The organism is Archangium gephyra, from assembly GCF_049060025.1.
Taxonomy (GTDB): domain Bacteria; phylum Myxococcota; class Myxococcia; order Myxococcales; family Myxococcaceae; genus Archangium; species Archangium gephyra_A.
Genome location: NZ_JBMEQQ010000002.1, coordinates 5,546,030 through 5,568,918 on the forward strand (window position 1 = coordinate 5,546,030; position 22,889 = coordinate 5,568,918).

The 22,889-nt window shown below is 70.4% G+C and carries 20 protein-coding genes and 1 pseudogene; 9 read left to right on the forward strand and 12 right to left on the reverse strand.

Annotated elements, in window-relative coordinates:
* Positions 1-111: 111 nt before the first annotated feature.
* Positions 112-510: an SPW repeat domain-containing protein gene (locus ACN28I_RS24085; protein WP_420944293.1), complete on the reverse strand. Its 399-nt coding sequence runs from the start codon at positions 508-510 to the stop codon at positions 112-114.
* Positions 511-727: 217 nt separating this feature from the next.
* Positions 728-1,291, reverse strand: a complete 564-nt coding sequence (locus ACN28I_RS24090; RefSeq protein WP_420944294.1) for an alpha-ketoglutarate-dependent dioxygenase AlkB — start codon at positions 1,289-1,291, stop codon at positions 728-730.
* A gap of 151 nt (positions 1,292-1,442) precedes the next feature.
* Between ACN28I_RS24090 and ACN28I_RS24095 the strand changes: the two genes are divergently transcribed.
* On the forward strand, positions 1,443-2,252 hold the full coding sequence (locus ACN28I_RS24095; RefSeq protein WP_420944295.1) for an FRG domain-containing protein: 810 nt from the start codon (positions 1,443-1,445) through the stop codon (positions 2,250-2,252).
* Here ACN28I_RS24095 and ACN28I_RS24100 read toward each other — a convergent pair.
* Positions 2,246-2,404 (reverse strand): hypothetical protein, encoded by a 159-nt coding sequence (locus tag ACN28I_RS24100; RefSeq protein ID WP_420944296.1) that lies wholly within the window; start codon positions 2,402-2,404, stop codon positions 2,246-2,248. The genes ACN28I_RS24095 and ACN28I_RS24100 overlap by 7 nt on opposite strands.
* 180 nt (positions 2,405-2,584) lie before the next feature.
* Between ACN28I_RS24100 and ACN28I_RS24105 the strand changes: the two genes are divergently transcribed.
* The gene (locus ACN28I_RS24105; RefSeq protein ID WP_420944297.1) at positions 2,585-2,785 is read left to right on the forward strand and encodes a hypothetical protein; all 201 of its coding nucleotides are present in this window, start codon (positions 2,585-2,587) and stop codon (positions 2,783-2,785) included.
* A 52-nt stretch (positions 2,786-2,837) separates the two neighbouring features.
* Here the strand turns inward: ACN28I_RS24105 and ACN28I_RS24110 are convergent, their stop codons facing one another.
* The 4 genes from ACN28I_RS24110 to ACN28I_RS24125 form a co-directional block, all read right to left on the reverse strand.
* Positions 2,838-3,473, reverse strand: coding sequence for an alpha/beta hydrolase (locus tag ACN28I_RS24110; RefSeq protein WP_420944298.1), 636 nt, complete (start codon positions 3,471-3,473; stop codon positions 2,838-2,840).
* Between the two features lie 219 nt (positions 3,474-3,692).
* The gene (locus tag ACN28I_RS24115; protein ID WP_420944299.1) at positions 3,693-4,829 is read right to left on the reverse strand and encodes an ATP-binding protein; all 1,137 of its coding nucleotides are present in this window, start codon (positions 4,827-4,829) and stop codon (positions 3,693-3,695) included.
* Positions 4,830-4,836: 7 nt separating this feature from the next.
* A complete protein-coding gene (locus tag ACN28I_RS24120) occupies positions 4,837-5,286 on the reverse strand; it encodes a response regulator (protein ID WP_420944300.1) in 450 nt (149 codons plus the stop codon).
* Complete coding sequence (locus ACN28I_RS24125; protein ID WP_420944301.1) at positions 5,283-7,484, reverse strand: GAF domain-containing protein; 2,202 nt, start codon at positions 7,482-7,484, stop codon at positions 5,283-5,285. Before ACN28I_RS24125 ends, ACN28I_RS24120 begins: the two co-directional genes overlap by 4 nt.
* Before the next feature lie 231 nt (positions 7,485-7,715).
* Here ACN28I_RS24125 and ACN28I_RS24130 point away from each other — a divergent pair, with 231 nt between their 5' ends.
* The 6 genes from ACN28I_RS24130 (at position 7,716) to ACN28I_RS24155 (ending at position 14,540) form a co-directional block, all read left to right on the forward strand.
* Positions 7,716-8,000, forward strand: coding sequence for a DUF427 domain-containing protein (locus tag ACN28I_RS24130; RefSeq protein ID WP_420944302.1), 285 nt, complete (start codon positions 7,716-7,718; stop codon positions 7,998-8,000).
* Positions 8,001-8,009: 9 nt separating this feature from the next.
* Positions 8,010-10,049, forward strand: coding sequence for a TonB-dependent receptor family protein (locus ACN28I_RS24135; RefSeq protein WP_420944303.1), 2,040 nt, complete (start codon positions 8,010-8,012; stop codon positions 10,047-10,049).
* A gap of 44 nt (positions 10,050-10,093) precedes the next feature.
* The gene (locus ACN28I_RS24140; protein WP_420944304.1) at positions 10,094-11,899 is read left to right on the forward strand and encodes an acyl-CoA dehydrogenase; all 1,806 of its coding nucleotides are present in this window, start codon (positions 10,094-10,096) and stop codon (positions 11,897-11,899) included.
* Between the two features lies 1 nt (position 11,900).
* Positions 11,901-12,710: a hypothetical protein gene (locus tag ACN28I_RS24145; RefSeq protein ID WP_420944305.1), complete on the forward strand. Its 810-nt coding sequence runs from the start codon at positions 11,901-11,903 to the stop codon at positions 12,708-12,710.
* Positions 12,711-12,714: 4 nt separating this feature from the next.
* Positions 12,715-13,740 (forward strand): metal-dependent hydrolase, encoded by a 1,026-nt coding sequence (locus tag ACN28I_RS24150; protein ID WP_420944306.1) that lies wholly within the window; start codon positions 12,715-12,717, stop codon positions 13,738-13,740.
* 152 nt (positions 13,741-13,892) lie between these two features.
* Complete coding sequence (locus ACN28I_RS24155) at positions 13,893-14,540, forward strand: hypothetical protein (RefSeq protein ID WP_420944307.1); 648 nt, start codon at positions 13,893-13,895, stop codon at positions 14,538-14,540.
* A 68-nt stretch (positions 14,541-14,608) separates the two neighbouring features.
* Here the strand turns inward: ACN28I_RS24155 and ACN28I_RS24160 are convergent, their stop codons facing one another.
* Positions 14,609-16,804, reverse strand: a complete 2,196-nt coding sequence (locus ACN28I_RS24160) for a M4 family metallopeptidase (RefSeq protein WP_420944308.1) — start codon at positions 16,802-16,804, stop codon at positions 14,609-14,611.
* 194 nt (positions 16,805-16,998) lie between these two features.
* Between ACN28I_RS24160 and ACN28I_RS24165 the strand changes: the two genes are divergently transcribed.
* Positions 16,999-18,159 (forward strand): DUF1615 family protein, encoded by a 1,161-nt coding sequence (locus ACN28I_RS24165; RefSeq protein ID WP_420944309.1) that lies wholly within the window; start codon positions 16,999-17,001, stop codon positions 18,157-18,159.
* Positions 18,160-18,270: 111 nt separating this feature from the next.
* Here the strand turns inward: ACN28I_RS24165 and ACN28I_RS24170 are convergent, their stop codons facing one another.
* The 4 genes and pseudogenes from ACN28I_RS24170 to ACN28I_RS24185 form a co-directional block, all read right to left on the reverse strand.
* Positions 18,271-19,137, reverse strand: a complete 867-nt coding sequence (locus ACN28I_RS24170) for a M16 family metallopeptidase (RefSeq protein WP_420944310.1) — start codon at positions 19,135-19,137, stop codon at positions 18,271-18,273.
* 151 nt (positions 19,138-19,288) lie between these two features.
* A pseudogene (locus tag ACN28I_RS24175) lies at positions 19,289-19,738 on the reverse strand (M16 family metallopeptidase); the annotation flags it as partial.
* A complete protein-coding gene (locus ACN28I_RS24180) occupies positions 19,735-21,129 on the reverse strand; it encodes a M16 family metallopeptidase (protein WP_420944311.1) in 1,395 nt (464 codons plus the stop codon). The pseudogene ACN28I_RS24175 and the gene ACN28I_RS24180, both read right to left, overlap by 4 nt.
* Before the next feature lie 77 nt (positions 21,130-21,206).
* The gene (locus ACN28I_RS24185) at positions 21,207-22,847 is read right to left on the reverse strand and encodes a bifunctional 3-(3-hydroxy-phenyl)propionate/3-hydroxycinnamic acid hydroxylase (RefSeq protein ID WP_420944312.1); all 1,641 of its coding nucleotides are present in this window, start codon (positions 22,845-22,847) and stop codon (positions 21,207-21,209) included.
* Between the last annotated feature and the right edge of the window lie 42 nt (positions 22,848-22,889).

Sequence of the window (22,889 nt, forward strand, 5' to 3'; positions counted from 1 at the left end):
CGGGACCGGCACCTGTCCTTGGGTTCAACAGCCCCCGCCGGAACGAGGCGCCGGTTGTCATCCGAGCAACTTGGCCACGAGCCCTGGTCCGGCTTGATTCCAGCGTCCTGCTCAGCCGTGGACACGGCGCCGCAGGCCCATGCCGCCCTGAAGCGGACGCTCGGCTGCCTTGTAGTTGGTCGTCAGCCAGACCAGGAAAAGGCCAATTCCCGAGACGAGGAAGAAGTTGCGCGCCGAAACGACTCGCGAGAAGCCGAACAGGAAGGGCGCGATGACGAGGAAGACGGAGACGACGACCTCGACGGAGCCGTGGACGGGGAAGGGGATGATCTTCGCCACGCCGAGCGGATAGGCCGTCATCAGGCTCATGCCCAGTTGCGCCACGGCCAGCACGTAGCAGAACACCGCTGGCAATCCGGAGAAGTTGAACAAGGTGGGCGCCAGCGCGAGCAGCGCCACGATGAGATAGTCGCCGTAGCCGTGAACCCGGGGAGAGAGAAGGGCTTTCATTGCGGAACCTCGTGAACCAGGAGTGAACCCGGAAGGACACACGCCGTCCGGGGGAGGCCTGTCCGTGTCTGGAAATGAATGGCTTTCAGAAGTGGACAGGCCCTGTCACGCAGCGTGGGCATGCCCGGCGCCGATGCCATCCCACCGCGGTACAGCCCCCCGTGGATGCTCCTGCACCGGGGAAGCAGCCCCGCCCGAGGAGACCGCGTGCCCGGGGTCACCCGGAGGGAGGGCCCGGCCGGGTCTTCACGGTGCGGAAGCTCAGCGAGTAGCGCAGGGTCTTCACCGGAGAAATCGTGTGCTGCCAGGTGAAGCGTGACGCGCCGGCCAGGATGTACGCGGAGCGCGGCGGGAGCTCGAGCACGAAGGTCTCGTACGCGCCGCCCACCTCGCGCCGGAAGCGCATCCGCGACGCGCCGAGCAGTGAGACGCCGATGACGCTGGGGCCGAACATCGGCGCATCCCGGTGCCAGCCGATGCCCGCGCCCGGAGGGTAGCGGGAGACGAGGAGCTCCTCGAGCGCTTCGGGTGGCAGGCCCGCTGCTTCGGCGCAGCGGGCCCTCACCGGTTCCAGGAAGGAGGGCAGGGGTGGCGCGGGCGTGAGGCGCCAGGACTCGTAGCCGTAGTCCCAGCCGTAGTGCACCACGGTGCGCCGCGCCACCACGCCGTGCATGTGGATCTCCCGGAAGGAGAGCCGCGACAGCTCGTCCACCAGCACCCGCTCCTCTTCCTCGGAGAGGAAGCCGGGCAGGAAGCGGAGTCCTTCCGGGGTTTCGCTCATGCCCTCCAGAACAGGCTGGAAACGGGCGTCACTTCACGCACCGCGGCATCGGCCCTGGAGACAATCTCCCACCCTCTTTTCCTGACACTCGGGCGGGGAGGGGCTTGTCCCCCCACGTGCCAGGGCGTCGCGGGCTGCCCATCTTCCCGCCGTGTTGGAACACCGGGTGCAGAGCTGGGTGGAGCTGCAGGACGCGCTCTTCGCGGGCTCGTGGAACGAAAGCCTCCAGCGCTTCCGCCCCACGCTCGCCTTCCGCGGCATGCCCGACTCGCGCCACGACCTGGCCACCAGCCTCAACCGTCGTGGGGGCAACTACTCCCGGCAGGAGCACGTCATGCTGCGCGCCTTCCGCAAATACGCGCGCGGCACCTCCAACCCCTGCGAGTCCCTGTGGGATTGGCTGTCGCTCGCCCAGCACCACGGCCTGCCCACCCGCCTGCTGGACTGGACCTTCAGCCCCTACGTGGCGCTGCATTTCCTCTCGGAAGACCCCGAGCTGTACGGGGTGGACGGCGTGGTGTGGAGCGTGGACTACCGGGAGACGAACCGGCTGCTGCCCCGCCCCCTCAAGGCCCAGCTCCAGGAAGAGGGCGCGGACGTCTTCAGCGCCGAGATGCTCGCCACGGTGGCCGGGGACCTCGGCACCTTCGACAAGCTCACCCGCCATCCCTTCGTGCTCTTCTTCGAGCCGCCCTCCATCGACGAGCGCATCGTCAACCAGTTCGCCCTCTTCTCGGTGATGAACGATGCCTCGGCGCGGCTGGACACGTTCCTCGAGAAGCAGAAGAAGGGCGTGCGCCGCCTCATCGTCCCCGCGCACCTCAAGCAGGAGGTGCGGGACAAGCTCGACCAGGCCAACATCACCGAGCGCGTGCTCTTCCCCGGCCTGGACGGGCTGTCCCGCTGGTTGCGGCGCTACTACAACCCGCGCCCTCCCGGCGCGCGGGACGAGACTCAGTAACCGTGGGCTTCCCGGTCCGTGGGCAGACGCTGCCCCTCGGTGGGACGCCCCTCCATCTCCACGCGCCTGTCTCCCACCTTGCTGATGCCCCCCAGGATGACGGTGAGCGCGATGACCAGGAAGAAAATGACGAAGCCAATGAGGAATGCCATTCGAGCGACCTCCTTTCCTCTCAAGCTAGGGCCGCCCCTGGAGCGCGTGGGGCAGAGACACGGGTGAGCCGCTGCCCGCCCGCCCGGTCTCCATGCCGCCCCCAGGCTTGCCGTCTCCTCCGGACCACCCGACCTTGAGTCACAAGTCCAACAAACCCATCGCGCCGGAGGACGCACGATATGCCTCGCAAGCCGCAGGAAGAGAACCCCACGATGCACGGGGACGCGAAGATGAGCGAAGAGACCCGCAAGGAGGTCTTCGGCAAGTCGGAGAAGGAGAGCGCTCCCAGCGACGCCGAGGGCACCGAGCGCCAGCGCGAGTTCAGCGGGCCCTCCGAGCAGGGCAGCAAGGACAGCTCGGGCAGCGACAAGCACAGCTGACGGTTCGCACCGGGGAGGGCTCGGGAACCTCGAGACCCTCCCCCCGGAGGACTCAGGCGCGCAGCTCTCGCAGCAGCCAGTCACGCACCCGGGTGAAGACGCGCTCGGCGGCCTCGTCCAGGACGTGGCCCGCGCCCGGGATGAGCTCCAGCTCCTTCCGTCCCCTCGCCCGCTCGTGGATGCTCTGCGAGCAACTCGGTGGCAGCACCGCGTCCGACAGGCCGTGCACGAGCAGCAGCGAGCGCGGCACCAGTTGTGACACCGCCTCCGTCCCGTAGCTCTGCGGCGCCAGCCCCACCACCGTCGTCACCCAGGGGGACTGCGCCCCGGCGTCGATCATCACCGCCCCGCCGAACGAGTGCCCCACCAGGGCCACCCGCTCCAACCCCCGCCCCACCAGGAATTCCACCCCGGCGAGCACGTCGTGCACCGACTCCGTCAGGTCCGTCGGGTGGCGGTACTTCAACCGCAGCGTGGACATGTGGTGGCGGAGCAGCTCCTCGGCCAGCCGCGGGTAGAGCCCGAGCGCCGGTGTGTCGAAGCCTCCCCCCACCCCACCGGCCAGGAGCACCCCCTCCTTCGCCCCCAGGGACTCGTACAGCAGCGTGTCCACCGGGCCCCGCCGTGTCCGCAGTGTGTACGCCCTCGGCTCCAGCGCCCCATCCTGGGGCGTCTCGATCTCGGACATCCCGCTCCACTCCTGCTCTCGTACCGCCAGCCCCTTGCCACTAGGTTGCACATGCACCAGCGGGGATGAAGCTCCTGGGCATCGAGCGGGGTGGCGAGCGGTAGACCTCCACCTCGTACTGCCAGGTGCCGGAGTCGCCGTCTCCGTCGGAGGGGAACGTCTTGTCACGGGACCGCTCAGCGGGTGCGCTCCTCCGGCTGGTCAGCCGCCAGAGGGGGCTCAGCTCTTCGCGGCGGAGGGCGGATGGCGCGGCAGGTTCAGCCAGAAGCACGTGCCCTCGGCCTCCGTGGAGCGCACCTGCAGCGAGCCCCCGTGCGCCTTCACGATCTCACACGTGATGTAGAGCCCCAGCCCCAGCCCCGAGCGGGAGCCCGAGCGGGAACCCTCCCGCCCGCGCACGAACGGATCGAAGATGTGCGACAGGCGCTCGGCCGGGATGGGCGTGCCCAGGTTGTGCACCTCCACCCGCACCCCATCGCCCTCGTCGCGCGCCAGGACCCGCACCGGGCTGTCCTCCGGCGAGTACTGCACCGCGTTGCCCACCAGGTTGGAGGCCGCCTGGGCGATGCGGTCCGCGTCCCACTCGCCCCAGCCGGTGCCGGACACATTCAGCTCGAAGCGCTTCTGCGGGTGCGCGACCTCCAGCTCCTCCACCACCTGCTTGAGCACCTCGTGCACGTTCATCCACGTGCGCTGCAGCGTGTAGCCCCCGCCCAGCCGCGTGCGGGTGAAGTCCAGGATGTCGGAGATCATCCGCGCCATCCGGTCCGAGGAGATGGAGATGCGGTTGAGCGCCTTGCGCTGGGGCTCGGACAGGCCGCCGTAGCGCAGCAGCAGCGCCGCGTTGCCGGAGATGGCCTGCAACGGATTGCGCAGGTCATGCCCGAGAATGCCCAGGAACTGCTCGCGGAAGAGCGCCGTCTGCCGCGCGGCCTCCTCGCGCTTGAGGCCCTCCTCGGCCCGCTTGCGCTCGATGGCATAGCGCAGCGCGCGCACCAGCAGCGGACCCGTCACCTGGCCCTTCACCAGGTAGTCCTGCGCGCCCGCGTGCACCGCCCGCATCGCGAGCTGCTCGTCGTCCGTGCCGGTGAGCACCACCAGCGGCAGCGCCGGCGCCGCCTGCACCACCCGCTCGATGTTGGACAGCCCGTGCCCGTCCGGCAGCGACAGGTCCAGCAGCACCACGTCCAGCCCCGGCTCGCCCACCGCCGCCAGCGCCTCGGCCATGCGCGTCACATGGCACACCTCGAAGCGGGCGGACGCCACCTCCTTCAGCTCCTCCTGCAGGAGCCGGGCGTCCCCGGGGTTGTCCTCCACCAACAGCAGCCGCAACGGCCTCGCCTGATCCAGGGTCATGGCGGCCTCACTCCACCGAAGGCAGCCGGACCACCGACAGCCAGAAGTCGTCGATGGAGCGCACCACCGAGATGAACTGCTCCAGGTCCACCGGCTTGGTGATGTAGCAGTTGGCGTGCAGATCGTAGGTGCGCAGGATGTCCTCCTCCGCCTTGGACGTGGTCAGCACCACCACGGGGATGCGGCGCAGGCGCGAGTCATCCTTGATCTCCGCCAGCACCTCGCGCCCGTCCTTCTTGGGCAGGTTGAGATCCAACAGGATGAGATCCGGCCGCGCCGCGTTGGCATGGGGGCCCTCGCGGCGAAGGAAGGCCAGCGCCTCCACCCCGTCGCGTGCGACGGAGAGGCTGTTGCGCACCTTGCCCTCCTTGAGGGCTTCGATGGTCAGGCGCACGTCGCCAGGGTTGTCCTCCACCAGGAGGATTTCGATGGGGCGTCCGAGGGTGTCGTCACTCATGAAGGGGTGCCCGGGGGTGAAAGGGTGGGAACCGCGGGAAGGGTGAACCAGAACGTCGTCCCCTGCCCGGGTTGGGAGTCCAGACCGATACGGCCTCCGTGCCGCTCGACGATCTTCTTGCAGATGGCCAGCCCGATGCCGGTGCCGGGGTACTCCTCCTTGCCGTGGAGCCGCTGGAAGATGACGAAGATGCGCTCGTAGTACTGGGGCTCGATGCCGATGCCGTTGTCCTCGACGGTGAAGCGCCACTCGGTGCCCTGGAGCTCGGCCTCCACCAGCACGCGGGGCGGCGTCTGGCCGCGGAACTTCAGCGCGTTGCCCACCAGGTTCTGGAAGAGCTGGGTGAGCTGCGTCTCGTCCACCATCACCTGGGGCAGCTTGCCCTGGATGATGCTGGCCCCCGTCTCGTCCACCAGCGTCTTGAGGTTGGCCAGCGCCTTGTTCAACGCCTGGCCGGAGTCGAGCGGTTTGAACTCGTGGCCGCGCGTGCCCACGCGCGAGTAGGCCAGCAGGTCCTGGATGAGCCGCTGCATGCGGTTCACCCCGTCCACGGCGAAGTGGATGAACTCGTCCGCGTCCGCGTCGAGCCGGCCCTGGTAGCGCCGCGCCAGGAGCTGCGTGTAGCTGGCCACCATGCGCAGGGGCTCCTGCAGGTCATGGGAGGCCACGTAGGCGAACTGCTGCAACTCCTCGTTGGAGCGCGCCAGCTCGCGGGCATGCTCCTGGAGGGAGACCTCGGCGCGGCGGCGCTCGAGCCCCTGGGCCACCGCGTCCGCCACGGTGGCCAGCGTGGCGAGCGTCTCCTCCTCCAGGGAAATCTGGCCGTAGACGGAGAGCACGCCCACGAGCTGGCCGCGCACCAGCAGCGGAGCGCCCAGGAAGGACACCAGCTCGTTGGCCTGCGCCCACGTGCGCGAGCGCAACCGGGGGTCCGCCTGCAGCTCGTTGACGAGCAGGGGCTGGCGCGACTGGCCCACGACGCCCACGAGCGTCTGCCCCAGCTCCAGCCGGGACGGATTCAACGACAGGGGCGCGGCGGGGCCGGCGTTGCCCTCCAGGTGCAGCGCCTGGGCCTCACGGCTGAAGGTCCAGAGCTGCACGAGGGAGAGCACGGGCAGGTTGCGCACCATCACCTCGGCGCAGGCCTGCATCAGCCGGGGCGGGGAGTCCTCGCGGGAGAGCACCTCGCTGACCTCGGCGCGCAAGGCCTCGAGCTGGCGGGCGCGCTGCTCGCTCTCCAGACGGCGCGAGGTCTCCTCGGCGCGGCGCTGGGCGGTGATGTCCGTGCTGGTGCCGATCCACTCGCGCACCTGCCCCTGGGCATCGAGCATGGGCACGGCGCGCGACAGGGTGATGGCCCAGCCGCCATCCGGCCGGCACACGCGCATCTCCACTTCGTAGGGCTGCTTGATGGCGCGGGCGGCCTGCCATCCCCGCCGCACGCGCTCCTGGTCCTCGGGGTGGACGACGGCGAGCCAGCCGTAACCCTGGTACTCCTCCCGCGACTGCCCGGTGAAGGCGCGCCAGGAGGGCGAGTCCTCCGACACGGATCCGTCCGGCTGGGTGACCCAGACGGCCTGGGCGGTGGCATGGATGAGGGAGCGGAAGCGCGCCTCGGCGCGGACGGCGTCGGTGTAGAGGCGCGCGTTGTCCACGGCCAGGGCGGCGCGGCCGGCGAGCTGTTCGGCGAGGGCCAGGTCCTCGGGGGTGAAGCGCCGGCCGGACTCGGAGTTGACGAGCGCGAGGGCCCCGAAGGTGCGGCCCCGCGCGGTGAGGGGCACGGTCATGGCCGAGCGCAGTCCCAGCTCGCGAGCGATGCGCAGGTGCTCGGCATCGCGCGTGGCCTTGACGAGCAGCTCGTCGGGGATGTCCGGGAGTATCGAGGAGCGGCCGGTGCGGATGACCTCGTGGATGCCGTGAGCGTCCTTCGGGTCGGGCGGGTAGCGCCGGCGCAGCTCGTGGGCGAACTTCACCTTGGCCGGGTCCACGTGCGCCACGGCGAGCAGCCGGACGACACCGTCCTCGCCTTGGATGTCCAGGGAGCACCAGTCCGCGAGCCGGGGCACGGCCAGCCGGGTGAGGGCCGCCAGCGTCGTCTCGTAATCCAACGAGGAGCCCAGCAGGGCGCCCGCCTCGGCGAGGAGCTGCAGCGAGTCCGTGGTGCGATTCTGGCCGTCGAGGCTCAGGGTCGGATTCAACAGCGGTTGCACGTCCGGGACGCGTCGCTCGGTGGGGTTCATGAAGGGGACGGGGGACGTTAACAGGACCAGAACAGCCCGGAGCGCCCCACCCCATTCCCCTCCCCCCACCTTTCCACCAGCGGACACTCGTCCGCCGCATCCGCTCTCCCGGGGGACGAAGTGTGGAGCACTCATCTGGCCGCCCGCCCTGGGGCCCGGCGCCCAGGGTGGGTATGCGAGACTATTTCCATGGCCAGGGCGATGTGGAACGGAGCGGTGCTCGCCGAGAGCACCACGTACGAGGTGGTGGAGGGGAACGTCTACTTTCCGCGGGAGGCGGTGAAGCGCGAGGTGCTGAAGGACAGCACCACGCACACCACGTGTCCGTGGAAGGGGGTGGCGAGCTACTACGACGTGGAGGTGGACGGGAAGGTGAACAAGGACGCGGCCTGGTACTACCCGGAGCCCAAGGACGCGGCGAGCAACATCCGGGACCACATCGCCTTCTGGAAGGGCGTGCAGGTGGAGCGCTAACTTCTCCGGATGTCCTGGCTGCTCCCCTGCGCGCTGCTGTCCGCCACGCTGGCACAAACCGCATCCCCCGCACCTGAAACTCCTCCCACGGAGCCCCAGGAGACGACGGTGGTGGCGCCGAAGGTGCCCACGCCGCTGAGCCGCACGCCGGCGGCGGTGAGCGTGGTGGAGCGGGAGGACATCCAGGCGGGCCGGGCCACGCTGGGCCTGTACGAGTCGCTGGTGGGCGTGCCGGGGCTGGTGACGCAGAGCCGGAACAACGCCTCGCAGGACCTGAGGCTGTCCATCCGGGGTTTCGGAGCGCGCTCGGCGTTCGGCATCCGGGGCATCACCGTGCTGGTGGACGGCTTTCCGGAGACGATGCCGGACGGGCAGACGAACGTGGACAGCCTGGACATGGCCTCGGCGGAGCGCATCGAGGTGCTGCGGGGGCTGGCCTCGTCGCTGTACGGGAACGCCGCGGGAGGAGTGGTGAGCATCACCACGGAGGAAGGCCCGGAGCGATCCTTCGTGGAGGCGCGCACGGTGCACGGGGACAACGCGCTGTGGAAGCTGAACGTGAAGGGCGGGGGGAAGAGCGGGGACATGCGCTGGATGGTGGGGGCGTCGCGGCAGACGCAGCAGGGGTGGCGGCGGCTGTCGGGCACGGAGCAGGTGCTGCTGAACGGGAAGGTGGGCTGGACGCCGGATGGGCGCTCGGAGCTGAAGGCGGTGCTGTCGCTGGTGGACGCGCCGGAGGCGGGAGACGCGGGAGGGCTGACGCGGGCGGAGGTGGAGGGGGACCCCCGGCAGGCCTCGCCGCTCAACGCGCAGTACCGCGCGGGCGAGTCGGTGAGGCAGGGGCGGCTGGGGCTGACGTACCGGCGGCGCCTGGGCGAGGAGCATGAGGTGGAGGCGAGCGGCTTCCTGGCGCTGCGGCGCTTCCAGAACGCGCTGCCGCAAGTGGTGGTGGCGTTCGACCGGACCTTCGATGGGGTGTCGGTGCGCTACGGGAACCGGGGGCCGCTCCTCGGGCTGCGCAGCCGCTTCACGGTGGGAGCGGAGGTGCAGTCACAGGCGGACCGGCGGAAGAACTTCGACAACGTGGAGGGCCGCCCGGGCAGCGTGCTGCAACTGGACCAGGACGAGGGCGTGCTGGGGATGGGCCTCTTCGCGCAGGAGGAGCTGGAGCTGCGCGAGCGCCTGACGCTGGTGGCGGGAGCGCGGTTCGACGTGTCGCGCTACACGGTGGAGGACTTCCTGAAGGAGGACGGGGACGGGACGGGGACGCGGACGTTCCAGCAGCCCACGGGACGGCTGGGGCTCATCTGGGCGCCGAGGCAGGAAGTGTCGGTGTTCGCGAGCGTCACGCAGTCCTTCGAGGCGCCGACGACGACGGAGCTGGCGGTGCCGGCGGGGACGGGCGGTGGGCTGTCGAGGGACTTGAAGCCCCAGCGCTCGAACGGGGTGGAGCTGGGAGCGCGCGGACTGCTGTGGGGCCGGCTGCGCTACGACGTGGCGCTGTTCTCGGTGTGGATACGAGACGGGCTGGTGCGCTTCGAGGACGAGCGGGCGCGGGCGTACTTCCGCAACACGGGACGCTCGCGGCACGTGGGGGCGGAGGTGGCGCTGGAGGCGAAGGTGACGGAGGAGCTGCGGGTGAGGGCGGCCTACAACGCGTTGCAGGCGACGTTCCGCGACTACGTGTCCCAGGGCAGACAACTGAGAGGCAATCGGGTGCCAGGCATTCCAGCGAACCAGGTGAGCGCGGAGGCGGTGTACCAGCACGCGAGCGGGGCGAGGGCGGCGGTGGAAGTGTTCAGCGCGGGCGGGCTGTACGCGGACGACGCGAACAGGGTGCGAGAGCACACGGCCTGGGTGGTGAACGCGAGGCTGGGGCACCGCTTCCCGATGGGGAGGTTCGAGGTGAGCCCGTTCCTGGGGTTCCAGAACCTGCTCTCGGCGCGCTACAGCGACAACGTGCGGGTGAACGCGAGCCGGGGGCGTTACTTCGAACCGGCGCCGCCACTGTCAGTCTACGCGGGAGCGGGCCTGTCTCACCGCTGGTAACACTGTCCCTGCACACCGCGGCTCTATGGGATAACACACGCCCCATGACCGCCCCCGCCTCGAACCCGCTGCTCTCCGACCGTGACGTGGACTTCCAGCTCTACGAGGTGCTGGACACTGCGTCGCTGTGCCAGCTCCCGGCCTTCGCGGACCACTCGCGCGAGACGTTCACGCTCTTCCTGGACAGCACGCGCCGGTTCGCGAGGGACGTGCTCCTGCCCACGTACCGGCTCATGGACGCGGAGCCGCCCGCGTTCCGGGATGGGCGCGTCCACGTGCATCCACTGATGCGCAAGCTGTACCCGCAGCTCGTGGAGCTGGGCCTGCTGTCGGCGACGCACCCGGTGGAGGCAGGCGGCCAGCAACTCCCCATCACGGTGTACTCGCTGGCGTCGGCGTACCTGATGGCGGCGAACCTGAGCGCGTACGGCTTCATCGGGCTCACCAGCGGCGCGGCGCACCTCATCGAGGCCTTCGGCAGCCCATGGCTCAAGGACGAGTTCATGGCGCGGATGTACCGGGGCGAGTGGACGGGCACCATGGCGCTCACCGAGCCGCAGGCGGGCAGCAGCCTGGCGGACGTGAGGACCCGGGCGACGCCGGCGGAGGACGGGACGTACCGCATCACGGGCTCGAAGATCTTCATCAGTGGAGGGGACCAGGACTTCACGGAGAACGTGGTGCACCTCACGCTGGCGCGCATCGAGGGCGCTCCGGCGGGGACGAGGGGCCTGTCGCTCTTCGCGGTGCCCGCGCGCCGGCCCGAGGGCGGGCGGCTGGTGGACAACGACGTGCGGGTGGCGGGGGCCATCCACAAGATTGGCTGGAAGGGGCTGCCGAGCCTGGCGCTCAACTACGGCGAGGGCGGGGATTGCCGCGGGTGGCTGGTGGGCGAGGCGGGCAAGGGGCTGGCCCACATGTTCCAGATGATGAACGAGGCGCGCATCATGGTGGGCCTCAACGGCGTGGCGACGGCCTCGGTGGCGTACCACGAGGCGCTGGCGTACGCGCAGAACCGGCCGCAGGGGCGCCCCGCGTGGGAGAAGAACGCGACGCAGCCGCAACGCCCCATCATCGAGCACGCGGACGTGCGGCGGATGTTGCTGCGGCAGAAGGCGATCGTGGAAGGAGGCCTGTCGCTGCTGGCGGCGGCCTCGTGGCAGGCGGACGTGGCGGCGCACGGGAAGACGGAGGAGGAGCGCCAGCGCGCGGGGCTGCTGTTGGATCTGCTCACGCCGCTGGCGAAGACGTTCCCCGCGGAGAAGGGCTTCGAGGCCAACGCGCTGGCGGTGCAGGTGCACGGGGGCTACGGCTACTCGAGCGAGTACCTGCCCGAGGCGTACCTGCGGGACCAGAAGCTCAACAGCATCCACGAGGGCACCACGGGCATCCAGGGGTTGGACCTGCTGGGGCGCAAGGTGATGGCGGCGGGGGGCGAGGCGATGAGGGCCTTCGCGGAGGAGGTGGGGGCGACGGTGGAGCGGGCGCGGCGGGCGGGAGTGGAGCCGGCGTGGGGCGAGGCGCTGGGGAAGGCGTTGCAGGAAGTGGTGGAGCTGACGACGGAGCTGGGAGCGGCGGGCATGGCGGGAGAGGTGGAGCGGATGTTGCGCCACAGCGCGGACTACATGGAGCTGTTCTCGGTGCTGGCGGTGTCGTGGCGGTGGCTGGCGCAGGCGGCGGCGGCGCGCGAGGGCCTGGCGCGCGGTGGCGAGGGCCGGGACTTCTACGAGGGGAAGCTGGCGGCGGCGCAGTACTGGCTGAACACGGAGCTGCCTCGGGTGAGCCACCTGGTGGCGCTGTGCCGCTCGGGGGAAGACTCGTACACGCGCATGCGGCCCGAGTGGTTCTGACATGTCCGTCTCCTTCCACCTGTGCCAGCCCGGCCGTGGCGCCTCGTGCGGCGCCTGCTGTGGCCTCTACAACTTCCGCGACCACTCGCGCGCCACGCTCACCGGGCAGCTCGCCGCGCAGACCGAGGCCCTGCGCACCGTTCCTCATGAGCCGGAGGCCTGGCACGCCGCGGCCCGCTCGCTCCTGGAGTCCCGGCGGGAGAGTCCCCTCTTCCCCGCCGTGCGCGTCTGCCCGTTGCTGGGCTTCATCGACGCGGAGCACACACGGGTGGGCTGCCTCGGCCACCCGAAGGTGACGGGCGGCGCGGATCTGCGTGACTGCGGCGTCTACCGCGCCGACATCTGTGAAACCTTCACCTGCCCCTCCTTCACGTGGCTCACGGACGCCCAGGCCCGGCTCGTCCACGCGGCGTGCGCGGACTGGTACCTGTACGGGCTCGTCATCACCGACGTGGAATTCGTCCGCGGCTGCCTGCGCCTGCTCGAGTGGGAGCTCGCGGGGCCCGTGGACCCCGAGGCGCTCGCCGCCCGCCCCGCGGCGCTCGAGGCCGTGCGCCAGCTCTTCGCCCTGAAGGAGACCGCGCCCGGCCGGGGCACCCACGCCGCCGTGTTCGGCCGCTTCACCCCGGACACCGAGGGCGAGCCCCTCTCGCGCACGCTCGACTACGCCGCGCTGGGCGCCCGTGCAACCCCCGAGGACGAAGTGGTGCTGTGCCTCGGGTATGTCCCCACGAACCTGGAGGAGCTCACCCGGGCCCGCGAGCTCGTCCGCGCGCATGTGAAGCGCGTGGCCGGCGCCCTGGGAGCGTGACGCCATGGACAACCTCACCCACGGGTTGCTGGGCCTCGCCCTCGGCGCGCTGCGCCGGCCCGAGTCCCCCTCGGGCACTCCCCTCTCCCCCACCGACAAGGCCGTGCTCCTCGGCTCCGTGCTCGCCGCCGAGCTGCCCGATCTCGACACCCTCCTACCGGCGGCCAACTCCGTCGACCACGCCCTGCGCGCCCACCGGGGCCTGTCGCACGCGCTCGCCTTCGCGCCCGTCGTGGCCCTCGCCGCCACCGGGCTCGCCCTGCTCTTCTTCCGCCGCGCCCGCTTCCTCCCCGTCTACCTCTCCAGCCTGCTCGCGCTCGGCGTGGCCCACCTGCTGCCCGACCTGTGGACCGGCTGGGGCACCCGGCTCCTCCTCCCCTTCTCCGACCGGCGCCTCACGCTCGACTGGACGATGGTGGTGGACCCGCTCGTCACCCTCCCCCTGCTCGCCGGTGCGGTATGGGCCTGGCGCCGCCGGGCACAGTGGCGGCGGGCCCTGCTCGTGGGACTCGCGTGCTCGGCCGCGTACGTGGGCCTGCGCGTCGTGCTCCAGGCCACGCTGACGTCCCGCGTGCGCGAGGCCTGGCCCTCGGCGGAGCGCGTGCAGGTCTTCCCCGCGTGGTTCTCGCTCACCACCTGGCGCTACGTGGCCGTGCTCCCCTCCGAGTACGTCGCGGGTTCCGTGTCCCCCGGCGCGCCTCCGCGCGAGGAGCGCCGGCTGCCCAGGCCCTCGGTGGAGGCACTCCCCTCCTCCGTGCGCGCCGTGCCCACCGTGCACGAGGCGCTCGCCTGGGCCCGCTTCCCCGTCATCTCCTCGGCGCCCGGTGCACAGGGGGGCACCGTGGTGCGGATTGGCGACCTGCGCTACCACCTGCGCGGCGAGCCGACGCTCGCGTTCGTCCTGGAGCTGGCGCCGGATCTCTCCGTGGTGGACGCACGGCTCGAGCGCGGAGGCAGTGCGCGCGAGTTGATGCAACGGTGGCGCGGGCCGCGAGGGGGGAACCCGGGGGGCGAGACACCCTCACCCTGACCCTCTCCCGAAGGGAGAGGGGATATCGCTCGGAGCAGGCGCACGGTGGCCTGCCTGCTCTCTCGCGGCCGGCGAACAGCGGCCCGGACGGGTGGGTTGCCGTGGCCGTGCGAGGGCCCCACCTTCCCCGCGGGCGAGTGTGGGGGGTGGGGATGGGGAAATGGATGGGGTGGGGGCTGCTGGGCTGCTGTGTCCTCTGTCTGACGGGGTGCCGGAAGCCGGAGCCGAAAACCGAAGTCACACAGGTCGCGGTGGCCGCCGAGACCCGGGCCGAGCCCGCCCCCGTCCAGACCATCGACGTCGTCGAGCTGCCGGAGCTGGCGGCCCCTCCTGCCGAAGACAGCCAGGCCGAGCCACCGGGAGAGCGCCTCGCGAGTGAAACGGACGCGGAGACCCCGCCCTCGCAACTGCTGGAGACGGACTCCGGCTCCTGGGAGCGGCCGGGGAGCCGGCCCGCCCGTCCCGACCTGATGGACGAGGAGCGTATCGGGTTGCTCGAGGCCGCGGAGGCGGCACGTGCCGGCAACGGGAGCATCTCCGCCACCGCGCCCGCCGAGGAGGTCACCATCGCCACGGGCACCGTGGATGGCCGGGTGAAACGCGTGCGCCCCGGCACCATCGAGGTGAGCGATGACGAGGGCAACGTCTACGAGTTGCGCATCGATGGCCGCAGCCGCGGTCTGCGCCGGGGCCGCCACATCCCGCTGAAGGACATCACCGAGGGCGCGCCCGTGCGGGCCTCGTTCGATCTGGTGGGCGGGGGCGAGAGCCTCGCGCGAGACATCCAGCTTCGGCGGTGACGAAAAAGACGACGGGCGGCCCCCGCGTGGAGAGCCGCCCGCCCGTCAACCCATCCTGCTCACCGGAACTACGGCCTGGTGTAGCTGATGTTCAGGGTGTACGTGGCCGAGGTGTAGCCGCGCACCATGACGTACGCGCTGCTCTGGCCGGCGGGCACCGTCAGGTCGCACGTCTCGGAGGCGCCGGAGGCGTACGGACGGCAGTTGTAGGTGCTGGTCGTGGGCGCCGCGCCGAAGCGGACGTAGAGGTCCGGGTCACCCGAGCCCGACATCACCACCTTGAACTTGCTGCCAGCCACCACGCTGTACGGGCCGAAGTTGTCCGAGGCGCCCGAGGCCACGCTGTCGTTGATCGTGGTGGTCACCGGCGTGCCGCCACCACCCGTGCCCGCGGTGTACGTCCCCTTGAGGGTGACGCCCGAGAACGCCGAGTAGGGGTTCAGGTACACGTACCAGGTGCCCGCGGCCGGGTTGGTGAAGGAGCAGTTCTCCGCGTTGCCCCCCTTGTACGGGCGGCAGTCGTAGGAGCTGGCGGTCGGCAGCGCGCCGAACTTCACGTGCATGTCCGCGTCACCCGTGCCACCGCTCATGTCGAACACGAGGCTGCCCTGTCCGGCGGGCACCTGGAGCGAGTAGTACTTCTTGCCACCGGAGAGGCCCGTCAGCGCCACGCCGTTGGTCAGCGCGGTGACCACGGGCGGCGGAGGCGGCACGCCCACGGCCTTCCAGGCCTCGTTCACGGCCAGGACCTCGGCCGAGCCCGCGCCGAAGAGCGTCTCGGCGGCCTGCAGGGTGTACGTCTTGGCCTGCTCGAAGGTGGTGCTGGCGGTGAAGAGGTCCGTGTTGGCCTTGTAGAAGATGCGGCCGGCCTTCTCCGGGCCGATGGCCGGCACCACGTTGGCCGACTTGCCGCGCGGGTGCGTGCCACCCTTGGTCAGCAGCGAGAACACCAGGTTGCTGATGCCCGAGCTGTAGTGCACGTCCACGCCCGCGGAGTAGTCGCCGTAGAAGTCGAGCGACACGCCATCCTTGGCCGGGTCATCCATGTAGCGGAGCGCGTCACCCGCGGTGCCGGGCGTCCAGATGTCCTCGCCAATCTTGAAGATGTCCGCGTCCACGGCCCAGCCGCGGTTCCAGCTCTCGCACACACCGGCGAAGATGTCGGACATGGACTCGTTGAGGCCACCGGACTCACCCGAGTAGATGAGGTCCGACTCGGAGTCCGTCACGGCATGGGTCAGCTCGTGGACGGTGACGTCCAGGTCCTTGCCCAGCTCGATGGAGTCCGAGTTGTTGCCGTCGCCGTACACCATCTGGGTGCCGTCCCAGTAGGCGTTGACGTAGTTGCTGCCGTAGTGGACGGTGCTGATGAGCGTGGCGCCCGCGTTGTCGTACGAGTCGCGGTTGAAGAGCGTCTTGTAGCAGTTGTAGGTAACGCCCAGCATGTCGTAGTTGGTGTCGACATGGGCGTCGCCGATGGCCGCCTGGCCCTCGCTGCGCTTGAGCGTGCCCGGCGTGGTGGAGCCATTGTTGGCCGAGTACACCTTGCGGTTGAGCGCCGAGTGGATGAGCGGGTTCTCCAGGAGGACGCCGCCGCGCAGCGCGTCCACGTAGACCAGGTCATCGGCGGGCATGCCGTCGCGCTCGCCCTTCACGGACACCTCGTAGGCCAGCCGCAGCTCCTGGCCGTGCTCGGCGCGCACGTAGACGAGCTTCGCCTCGCCCTGGACGGAAGCGCTCCGGGCGGTGGAGCCGGCCACGGCCGCCTGCAGCGCGGCCTCGGGGGCCACCCGGGCCGAGGCGGATACCTGCTCACCCGTCCGGGCCGAGCCGTTGACCGCGTAGATGTTGCCCGCGCCATCCGCGTGCACGATGAGCTCGCCGCCCACCACGCGCAGGCCGTTGAGCGTCTGCTGGAAGCGCACGTGCCGGTGGCCCTGCTCGTCCACGGTGGAGCGCTTGAGCACCAGGTCCTCTCCGCTCACGCGGAACACCGGCGCGAGGTCCACCACCGCCTCGCGCAGCTCGTCCTTCGCGCGCAGCTCGCCCACGGTGCCCGCGGGCGACAGCCGGCCCAGCTTGCCCGTCACCGCGTAGGGAACGCCGGCCTCGCTGCCCGCGACGCGCACGTCCTTGAAACGCGCCAGCGCCGCCTGGATGTCGACGTCCTTCTCCCCCGCCCGCACCGCCTCCTCGTTGAGCTCCACCGTCGAACCGCAGGCGGCGAGGCTCGCGCCCAGCCACGCCACACACAGGGTCCGCATCACTCGATTAGCCAATTCGATACTCCTCGGAAGAAGAGACGGTTCACTTGAACTCCGAATTAAGCAGCGAACAAGAGGCTGTGATGGTTTTCAGGAATTTTTCTGATTCATGGACTGTAAAAATGCCCCTCCCTCCACGCGTCTCCTCCCGGGGGGCATGGAACGGTGCGCGATTCTTCCATGTGGGGCGCAACGTGCTGGCCGTATGCGGGCTGGCGGCGCTGGCGGCCTGTGCCCCGCGCCATACCCGGCCCGAGGTGCCGCTGCCCCCCCGCGTCACGGTGGAGCAGGCGACGCAGCTCGTGCCTCCGGGTGAGAAGGACCGGGCGGGCTGGGCGGAGGACGTGCTGGCGGCGCTGGAGGCGCACCGGCTGTACCCCTCGGCGGAGTCGGTGTGCTCGGTGCTGGCGGTCATCGAGCAGGAGTCCGGCTTCGAGGCCAACCCGGCGGTGCCGGGCCTGTCGCGCATCGTCCAGCAGAAGCTGGAGTCCTACGCGGACAAGCTGGGCCCGCTGGGGCCGCCGGCCATCAAGGGGCTGCTGGAGGGCAAGGCGCCGGGCTACTCGCGGACCTTCGAGCAGCGGCTGGCACAGGTGAAGACGGAGCGGGACCTGGACCGCGTCTTCCGCGAGCTGCTGGAGTACTACGAGACGGAGTTCCCGAAGACGTACTTCGCGGCGAAGGTGGCGAGCAGCCTCTTCAAGTCCACGCGGCTGGAGGATCTCAACCCCATCACCACGGCGGGCTCGATGCAGGTGAGCGTGCGCTTCTCGGAGGAGCTGGCGGGAGGCGACGAGCGGGCGCTGCAGCGGGTGCGCGAGGAGCTCTACACGCGGAGTGGCGGGGTGTACTACGGCACGGCGCGGCTGCTGGGCTACGAGGCGCACTACAGCGAGCCGCTCTACCGCTTCGCGGACTACAACGCGGGCTTCTACGCCTCACGCAACGCGGCGGTGCAGGCGCAGGTGAGCCGCCTCACGGGCATCAAGCTGGTGATGGACGGAGACCTGCTGGCCTACGACAAGCAGGGCGAGCCGGTGGACGAGGACAGCAACTCGCTGAAGGCGCTCCTGGCCTTCCGGGAGCGGTACGTGCCGGAGGACGTGAGCGAGCGGAGGGTGCGCAAGGACGTGGAGAAGGAGAAGGAGCTCGCCTTCGAGGAGACGGACACCTGGAGCGCCATCAAGCGCGTGTACCAGGAGCAGACGGGGGAGACACCGGCCTACGAGCAGTTGCCCACGGTGGTCATCCGGAGCCCGAAACTCAGTGGGGACAAGTCCACGGCGTGGTTCGCGCAGTCGGTGAACAGGCGCTACCGGAAGTGCATGGACCGCTACGCGGCGCTGCCGAAGTAGGCAGCGGGGAGCCACGGAAGACCCTCACCCCGGCCCTCTCCCAGAGGGAGAGGGTCGAACCCGTGGAGGCCCCCTCTCCCTCTGGGAGAGGGTTGGGGTGAGGGTATACGCCTACTGCGCCTTCCCCGAGGCCCGGGGAGAGAAGTGCGGGTCGGTAATGCTCATCTCCGTCACGGGCCCATACTTGCGAGCCACGTCGCGGATGGCAGAGGCCTTGCCGATGAGCACGAGGGTGAGGTCATCCTGTGCGGGCATGACGCGCTGGATGGCGGCCTGGATGCGGGCCTTGTCGGCGGCGGCCACCTTGGAGGCGAACTCATCCACGTCGCTCGAGTCCAGGCCGTAGAAGGCGAGCTCGGACAGCCTGGCGGCGATCTGCTGGCTCGTCTCCAGGGTGGGAGGGAACTGGCCCAGCAGGTACTCCTTGGCGGAGGCGAGCGTGGCGTCATCCATGCCCTGCTGGCGGTAGCTGGCGAGCACGTCCAGGGCCATGTCCAGCGCCTGCCCGGTGGCCTCCGTCTTGGTGTACGAGGAGACGGCGAAGGGGCCCGGCTGGATGCCCGGGAGCACCAACGAGCCGGCGCCGTAGGTGAGGCCGGACTTCACGCGCAGAGCCGTATTGAGCAGCGAGGTGAAACGGCCGCCGAGCACCGTGTTGGCGAGCGTCACATCCACGCGAGCGGGGTCGGTGCGCGAGATGCCGGTGTTGCCGGCCCAGAAGTACGTCTGCGTGGCGTCCGGCTTGTCCACGAGCAGCACGCGCCGGCCCTCGAGCGGCTGGGTGGGCGGAGCCGCCGGAGCCGGAGTGCCCGCGCGATTCCACCCCCCGAGCGCCGCCTCGAGCTGCTTCGCGAGCTTCTTCGCGTCGAAGTCGCCCACCACCGAGAGGATGAGCCGGTCTCCGCCCAGGTGCGACTTCGCGTACGCCAGCACGTCCTCGCGCGTGAGGGTGGCGAGCGAGGCCTCGCTGCCGCCCACGGGCCGGCCGTAGGGGTGCGGCCCGAAGTGGAAGGCCTGGAAGTAGGTGCCGATGATGCCGCGCAGGTCTCCGTCCTTCGCCGCGGCGAGCCTCCGACACCATCCGCTCGCGCATCTTCTCCAGCTCGGCGGCGTCGAAGCGGGGCCGCATGAGCATGTCCGAGAGCAGCTCCACCATGAGGGCGGTGTCGCGCGACATGAACTGCCCGCCAATCTCGAGCGACTCGCGGCTGGAGGCCACTCCGAGCACGCCGCCCACGCTGTCCACCGCCTCGGCGAACTGCGCGGCGTCCCGCTTGCCCGCGCCCTTCTGGAGCAGCTCGGCGGCGAGCGCGGCCACGCCCTCCTTGCCCTCCGGGTCTCCGAGCGCCCCGCCGCGCACCTTCGCGCTGAAGGACACCAGCGGCACCTCGTGCTTCTCCACCAGGAGCAGCCGCGCGCCGTTCTTCAGCTCCAGCACGGTGGCTTTGGGCAGCTTCACCGCATCCTGTACCGCGGCCTTGCGCACCTGCTGCGCCGCCGGGGCCTTCGTCTCCTGTGCCCCCGCCGAGGAGGCCACCAGCAGCGCCGCGAGCGCCACCTTCCCGTTCATCACCTTCATCGCGCCGCCTCCTTCTTCGCCTCGTCCGCCGCGGCTTCGGGCACCAGCACGCCCACCGAGCGGTTGTTCTTCGCGAACACCTTCGCCGCCACCTTCTGCACCTGCTCGCGCGTCACCGCCTCGTAGCGCTCCGGCACCTGGAAGAGCTTCTGCCAGTCGCCGTGGAACACCTCGTAGGTGCCGAGCGCCTGCGCCCGGCCGCTGTTCGTCTCCAGGCTGCGCCAGAAGTCCGCCACGACGATGTTCTTCGCCTTGCGCAGCTCCGCGTCCGAGACGCCCGTGGACACCACCTTCGCCAGCTCCGCGTCGAGCACCGCCTCGGCCCTGGCCAGGTCGCCTCCCGGCGGCAGGTCCACCAGCATCCACGTGAGCGAGGGATCGAACCCCGCGCCCCGGTAGCCGCCCACGTTGATGGCCACCCGCTCCTCCTCCACCAGCCGCCGGTGCAGCCGCGAGGAGTCGCCCTCGGTGAGGATGCGCACCAGCAGGTCCAACGCGGGCGCGTCCGCGTCACTGGCCTTGAGACCGTGGAAGGCCATCTGCAGCAGCGGCGCCTGGGCCATCTTGCGCACCACCACCCGGCGCTCGCCCTGCTGCGGCGGCTCCTGGGTGCGCACCGGCTCGGGCTCGGGCTGGGCGGGGATGGGCTCGAGGTACTTCTCCGCCAGCGAGAAGATCTCCTCGGGCGTCACCGCGCCCACCACGATGAGGGTGGCGTTGTTGGGCGCGTAGTAGGTGCGGAAGTAGCGCTCCAGGTCCTCCAGCTTCCAGCTCTCGATGTCCGAGGGCCAGCCGATGACGGGGAACTGGTAGGGGTGGGCCACGAAGGCGGTGGCCTGCACCTGCTCCATGAGCAGCCCGTTGTTGTCGTTGTCCACGCTGGAGCGCCGCTCCGAGTAGACGACGCCGCGCTCGCTCTCCACCACCTTCGGGTCGATGGCGAGGTGCTGCAGCCGGTCCGCCTCCAGGTCGAAAATCTTCTCCAGCGCCGAGCGCGGAAACCAGTCCTGGTACACGGTGACGTCCTCGGAGGTGTAGGCGTTGTTGCGGCCGCCGTGCGCCTCCATGACGCGATCGAACTCACCCGGGCCGTACTTCTTCGCGCCGTTGAACATCATGTGCTCGAAGAAGTGGGACAGGCCGGTGATGCCGGGGCGCTCGTTGCGGCTGCCCACGCGGAACCAGTTGTAGAGCGCGACGCTGGGGTTGTCCGGGTCCGCCCAGACGATGACCTTCAACCCGTTCTTCAACGTCTTCGTCTTCACCTGGGCGCCGGGCTTCTGCGCGGCGCTGGTGGCCGCCGTCCCGGGCGTCGCGGCCCGGCCCTGGGCACACGCGGCCGTCCCGGCCAGCAGCACCAACCCCGTGACGAGCAACTTCTGTCTGAGCATCCGCTCTCCCTCCATGGCTCGAAGAGCCCACCCAACGGGTGGGTTCAGTGGAAATTCCCCGAGGGCTGGCGCGGCGCTCAGCCCACCGAGGATTTGAATGCGGGCGCGGGCGGCGCCGGGGCGCCCGGCGAGCCGTGGATCCACCCGCGCAGCGCGGTGGAGAGCGAGGCGAGATGCGAGCCCCGCACGGCACCGTAGAGGTAGCGATCCGGGCGGAGGACGGCGATCTCCACCTTGTGCTCGCGGAACCACGCGTCGAGCTTGCCCTCGGTGTCCACCACCTCACCGGGCTGGGCCTGGCCGGAGCGCGGCGGGATGATGCGCAGGCACCGGGCCCCCAGGCTGTCGGCGAGCACCTGGGCACCGCGGCGCGCCGTCTCGCGGGTGTCGGGGTGCACCAGCACGGCGAAGCCGGGGCCCAGCAGCTCGTCGAGCCGCACCACCTCACCGCCCGGAGCGCCCACGCGGGGCTGGGGGAAGTAGGTGCCCTCGGGGGCCTGGCGGTGGGCGCGCGAGCCGCCGAGCATGAAGCCGCGGGAGATGAGGGGCCGGGGCTTGAACTCGAAGTTGCGGATGAAGCGCTGCACGCGGGGGATGTTGTCGAGCGCCCGGAAGACGCTGTCGCGCAGCATGGCCATGGGGCGGCTGCCGGTGAGGACGACGCGGCCCATGTGGACGCTGGTGTCGAGCATGGCCTCGACGTGGGGGCGGCGCTCCTGCTCGTAGGTGTCGAGCAGCGGCTCATCGGCATGGCCGTGGAGCACGGACGCGAGCTTCCAGGAGAGGTTGTGGGCGTCGCGCAGACCGGAGCACAGCCCCTGGCCGAGCACGGGCGGCATGAGGTGGGCGGCATCGCCGAGGAGGAACAGCCGCCCGTCACGCCAGCGCGAGGCCATGCGGCGGTTGAAGACGTAGGCGGCGGCGCGCAGGACGGTGGCGCGATCCGGGTCCACGAAGGGGGCGATGAACTCGCGGATGCGCTCGGGGCGGAGCAGATCCTCGACCTTCTCGTCCTGACGGATGGTGCAGTCGACGCGCATTTCGTTGCCGGAGCAGCGGGCGACGAAGACGTGGCGGTGGGGATCACACACCATGCGGCACAGGGGCGGCGGAGGCTCGGGCAGCAGGAGGGAGATGGCGAGCATCTGCTCGTCATAGGTGGAGCCCACCATCTCGATGCCGGCGAGGCGGCGCAGGGTGCTGCGGCCCCCGTCACAGGCCAGCAGGTAGCGGGCGCGCACGGTGTGCTCGGAGCCGTCGCGGGCATCGCGGACGGTGGCGGAGATGCCGTGCGGGTCCTGCGAGTAGGCCTCGACGGACTGGCCGAAGCGCAGCTCGACATGGGGGAAGCGGGAGAGCCCCTGGCGCAGGACGTCCTCGACGTAGGGCTGGCTGAAGAAACGGAGGGCGGGGAAGCCGTTGCCGAAGTCGAGCCCCTGGATGACGACGCGGGCGAAGAGCTCACCATTGGCCCCGGTCATCTGGACCTCGGGGACGGTGTACATGTGGGCATCCATGGGCTCGGCGAGGCCGGCGGCCTGATAGATGCGCAGGGCCTCGTCGTCACACGTGATGGCACGCGGCAGGCCGTGGGGAGTGGGCATGCGCTCGACGAGGAGCGTGCGGACCCCATAGAGCCCGAGGAAATTGGCCGTCAGCGCCCCCACGGGGCCGCACCCGACGATGAGGACATCCGTCTCTTCCACACGTGGTGTCATGGAACTCCCTGCCTGGAGACCCCGGCTGTGGGGTTCTGGCGA

Coding starts and splice junctions, on each gene's coding strand:
- ACN28I_RS24085 (WP_420944293.1), bottom strand. CDS start 510: ATGAAAGCCCTTCTCTCTCCCCGGGTTCACGGCTACGGCGACTATCTC.
- ACN28I_RS24090 (WP_420944294.1), bottom strand. CDS start 1,291: ATGAGCGAAACCCCGGAAGGACTCCGCTTCCTGCCCGGCTTCCTCTCC.
- ACN28I_RS24100 (WP_420944296.1), bottom strand. CDS start 2,404: ATGGCATTCCTCATTGGCTTCGTCATTTTCTTCCTGGTCATCGCGCTC.
- ACN28I_RS24105 (WP_420944297.1), top strand. CDS start 2,585: ATGCCTCGCAAGCCGCAGGAAGAGAACCCCACGATGCACGGGGACGCG.
- ACN28I_RS24110 (WP_420944298.1), bottom strand. CDS start 3,473: ATGTCCGAGATCGAGACGCCCCAGGATGGGGCGCTGGAGCCGAGGGCG.
- ACN28I_RS24115 (WP_420944299.1), bottom strand. CDS start 4,829: ATGACCCTGGATCAGGCGAGGCCGTTGCGGCTGCTGTTGGTGGAGGAC.
- ACN28I_RS24120 (WP_420944300.1), bottom strand. CDS start 5,286: ATGAGTGACGACACCCTCGGACGCCCCATCGAAATCCTCCTGGTGGAG.
- ACN28I_RS24130 (WP_420944302.1), top strand. CDS start 7,716: ATGGCCAGGGCGATGTGGAACGGAGCGGTGCTCGCCGAGAGCACCACG.
- ACN28I_RS24135 (WP_420944303.1), top strand. CDS start 8,010: ATGTCCTGGCTGCTCCCCTGCGCGCTGCTGTCCGCCACGCTGGCACAA.
- ACN28I_RS24140 (WP_420944304.1), top strand. CDS start 10,094: ATGACCGCCCCCGCCTCGAACCCGCTGCTCTCCGACCGTGACGTGGAC.
- ACN28I_RS24145 (WP_420944305.1), top strand. CDS start 11,901: ATGTCCGTCTCCTTCCACCTGTGCCAGCCCGGCCGTGGCGCCTCGTGC.
- ACN28I_RS24150 (WP_420944306.1), top strand. CDS start 12,715: ATGGACAACCTCACCCACGGGTTGCTGGGCCTCGCCCTCGGCGCGCTG.
- ACN28I_RS24155 (WP_420944307.1), top strand. CDS start 13,893: ATGGGGAAATGGATGGGGTGGGGGCTGCTGGGCTGCTGTGTCCTCTGT.
- ACN28I_RS24160 (WP_420944308.1), bottom strand. CDS start 16,804: ATGCGGACCCTGTGTGTGGCGTGGCTGGGCGCGAGCCTCGCCGCCTGC.
- ACN28I_RS24180 (WP_420944311.1), bottom strand. CDS start 21,129: ATGCTCAGACAGAAGTTGCTCGTCACGGGGTTGGTGCTGCTGGCCGGG.
- ACN28I_RS24185 (WP_420944312.1), bottom strand. CDS start 22,847: ATGACACCACGTGTGGAAGAGACGGATGTCCTCATCGTCGGGTGCGGC.